Source organism: Streptomyces sp. NPDC001634, from assembly GCF_040298185.1.
GTDB lineage: Bacteria > Actinomycetota > Actinomycetes > Streptomycetales > Streptomycetaceae > Streptomyces.
Genome location: NZ_JBEOZU010000001.1, coordinates 1 through 3,293 on the forward strand (window position 1 = coordinate 1; position 3,293 = coordinate 3,293).

The 3,293-nt window shown below is 71.6% G+C and carries 3 protein-coding genes; 2 read left to right on the forward strand and 1 reads right to left on the reverse strand.

The features are described from left to right. Window positions 1-112: 112 nt before the first annotated feature. Window positions 113-943 (reverse strand): alpha/beta fold hydrolase, encoded by an 831-nt coding sequence (locus ABT186_RS00005; RefSeq protein WP_351230158.1) that lies wholly within the window; start codon window positions 941-943, stop codon window positions 113-115. A gap of 243 nt (window positions 944-1,186) precedes the next feature. Between ABT186_RS00005 and ABT186_RS00010 the strand changes: the two genes are divergently transcribed. Further along, window positions 1,187-2,071, forward strand: coding sequence for an RNA polymerase sigma-70 factor (locus ABT186_RS00010; protein WP_351230155.1), 885 nt, complete (start codon window positions 1,187-1,189; stop codon window positions 2,069-2,071). Window positions 2,072-2,340: 269 nt separating this feature from the next. Beyond that, a complete protein-coding gene (locus ABT186_RS00015) occupies window positions 2,341-3,102 on the forward strand; it encodes a GntR family transcriptional regulator (protein WP_351922685.1) in 762 nt (253 codons plus the stop codon). The last annotated feature ends 191 nt before the right edge of the window (window positions 3,103-3,293 follow it).

Below are 3,293 nucleotides of genomic sequence, written 5' to 3' on the forward strand. Positions count from 1 at the left end.
GGCTGCCGGAGCGGGGCGCCGTGCTCGGGGCGCGCTCGGTGACAGCGGAACCGGCGTGCCGCGACCCGGACGCTCTCGGGCCCTCGGCCCGGGCGGGCCCGGCCCGGCTTGCTCAGCGGCTGCCGTCCAGGATGACGCGCGCGACCAGCGCCGGGTCGTCGTTCATCGGGACGTGCCCGCAACCGGGCAGCCGGACCAGCCGGGCCTTGGGGATGATCTGCTTGGCACGGATGCCCTGACGGCGCACCAGGAGCCGGTCCCTGGTGCCCCACGCCACAGTGACCGGCAGTCCGGGCACGTCGTCCGTGAACTGGACGGCAGTGCCTGCGCGGAGGGTGTCGGTGAACCCCTCTGCTCGGGCCAGCGCGAGGGTCTCGGCAACGACGGACTCGGGTGAACGACGGCTGGGGTGGGCATAGATGGTGCTGGTCAGCATTGTGCGCCCGGCCGCCGTGCGCGACAGCTGCTCCACCACGGGCAGCGGCATCCTCCGCGAGATGTTCCGCATCGCGAGCAGGACCGTGAACGCGTACCGACGCTCGGCGGGCGTCCAGAACCCGGCGGGTGAGAGCGCGGTGACGGACCGTACGAGCTTCTCCCGGCCCAGTGCCAGGGCCAGCAGGCCGCCCAGGGAGTTGCCCGCCACGTGCGGACGGTCGATCTCCAGCGCTTCGCACAGCGATCCGAGCGCCGGCACCACGGTCGACAGGTCGTAGGCGAGTCCGTCCGGCAGGGCCGGGGACGCGCCGAAACCCGGGAGGTCGACCGCGATCACGTCACGCTCGGTCGCCAGGATGTCCAGGACCGGGTCCCAGGCCTGGCGGTGATGGCCTATGCCGTGCAGCAGGAGGAGCGGTTCGCCGGTGCCCACGCGCGCGTACGAGACGGTCACGGTCCGCGGGCCGTGCGGAGAGGGGACGCTGAAGGAGACCGTGGCGGCCATGGTGCTGCTCCTCGTCTGGGACACGTCGGCACAATGTTGTAGACAGCTTGTCAGCAATTACTACCCACGGGTAGCCCTCGGTTGTCGTGAACCACGCGCGCGTGCGTGAACCGGGGGCCCACGTGCGTGTTCCCCCAATGGGCCCTGCCGGCGCCGCCGGCCATCGGCGGTCCGCGGCAATTGTGCTCTGGCCGACAACGGTTCTGCCTGGACACGGCGGAGCGTGTCGGATGGGATGGACAGGTGACCGTCGACACCGCGACCGAGGTTTTCGAAGAGCACCGGCCCGTTCTGATGGGCGTCGCCTATCGCATGCTCGGGCGGGTCGCCGACGCCGAGGACGTGGTCCAGGAGGCCTGGCTGCGCTGGTCCGGCGCCGACCGCGAATCCGTGCGCGAATCGCGCGCCTACCTCGTGCGCATCACCACCCGGCTGGCCGTCGACCGGCTGCGTCAGGTGAAGGCGCGCAACGAGGCGTACGTGGGTCCGTGGCTGCCCGAGCCGTACGTCACCGAATTCGGCGATACCGTCCCGGACGCGGCGGAGCAGGCGGTGCTCGCCGACTCCGTCTCGCTGGCCGTCCTCGTCGTCCTGGAGTCCCTGTCACCCCTGGAGCGGGCGGTGTTCGTGCTCAGAGAAGCCTTCGGGTACCCGTTCGCGGAGATCGCCGCCGCCCTCGACCGCAGTGAGCCCGCAGTGCGCCAGCTCGCCGCACGCGCCCGCAGTCACGTCGACGAACGGCGGCCGCGCTACGACGTCGACCCGGCCGAACGCCGCGAAATGACCGAGCGGTTCCTCGCCGCGTCGGTCGATGGCGACCTCGAAGGGCTGATCGGGCTGCTCGCGCCGGACGTCCGGCTGGTCGGCGACAGCGGCGGCCGCGCCAAGGCGCCGCTGCGGGTCCTGGTCACCGCCGACAAGGTCGGCCGCTTCATTACCGGTGTGGCCGGCCGGGGCATCCCCGACGCGTCGTTCCGCTTCCTGGAGCTCAACGGCGGTCCGGCCCTGCTGGTCCTGTCCGGCGGCAAGCCCGACTCCGTCCTCCAGGTGGACGTCGCGGACGGGCGCATCCAGTGCGTCTACATCATCCGCAACCCGGAGAAGCTGGTGTCCCTGCACGTCGCCTAGCGGCCGAACGGATCACCGCGAAGCGATCACCGTGAAGCCTCCCCACATGGGTGTTCATGAACGGAGGCTTCGTCATCGTGTCATTCACGTCGCCCACAGCGAACGCCGTGTGAACGCTCTGCGGCACCGCATCTGTGCAGTCCGTAAGGGATCGAGGATTGGTCTTGACCAAGGGTGGAGGCCGCCCTATGGTCGCAGAGAAGTGCAACAACCTTTAATAAACAAGGGCGCTAAAACGCCGCCGGGCCACGGCGATTGCGGAGGACAGGGTGGGGACCACGCAGCTGGAATCGGTGCCGGAGCCTAAGTACTGGCATCTCAAGACCGTGCTCACCGAAGCACTCGACTCCGAGTTCTCCGTGGGTGAGATCCTGCCCAACGAACGGGATCTCGCGGCCCGTTTCGGTGTCGCCCGTGCCACGCTCCGCCAGGCCCTCGAACAGCTCGAACTCGAAGGCCGGCTGCAGCGCCGCCGTGGGGTCGGCACCTCCGTCGCTCCGCCTCGCATGGGCGTGGCCGTCGGCGCCGAGCAGCACATGTGGCCGGGTGCGTCCGACGATGCCTGGCAGCCGATGAACACCGCGCTCGCGGTCCCGCCCGCCGCGGTGGCCGACCTCCTGGAGACCGGCCGGGACGAGCAGGTGCACACGGTGCGCCGCTCCCGCGTGTCGCACGGCCAGCCCGTCGCCGCCGAGCTGCTTCACATCCCGGACTCCTCGGTGCCCGACCTCTCCGCGATCGACGCGCCCTCGGGTGTGGCCCGCGCGCGTGCCGTGCTGCGCGAGCTGCAGCACCTGGAGCTGGAGGGCCAGGACCAGGCCGTGGAGCTGGGTTCGGCCAGCGCCGAGGACGCCAAGGAGCTCGACCGACTGCCCGGCGCGCCCGTCCTCGTCGTCACCACCCGCTTCTACGCCGAGGGGCGCACCGCGGCCGTCTCCGTCGCGACATACCGTGCCGACACCTGCCGCCTCACGTTCGGGGACTCCGGCCGCGTCGAGATCCACCACGATCCGGAACGCCGCGCCTCCTGACCGCAGCGCCGGACGCCGCCGCGGCGGGTCCGCCGGGCCACGTCCGAGATCCGCACCCGTGGGGCCGCCGGCAAGCACGGGGGGCGGGGGGTGTTGACGGGGCGGGCGGGGCCGGGGGGGGGGGGCCCGGGGGAGCTGGGCCCTGAAACGGGCCCCCAAGGTTGGGGGGGGGGGGCCCCCCGGCACCAAAA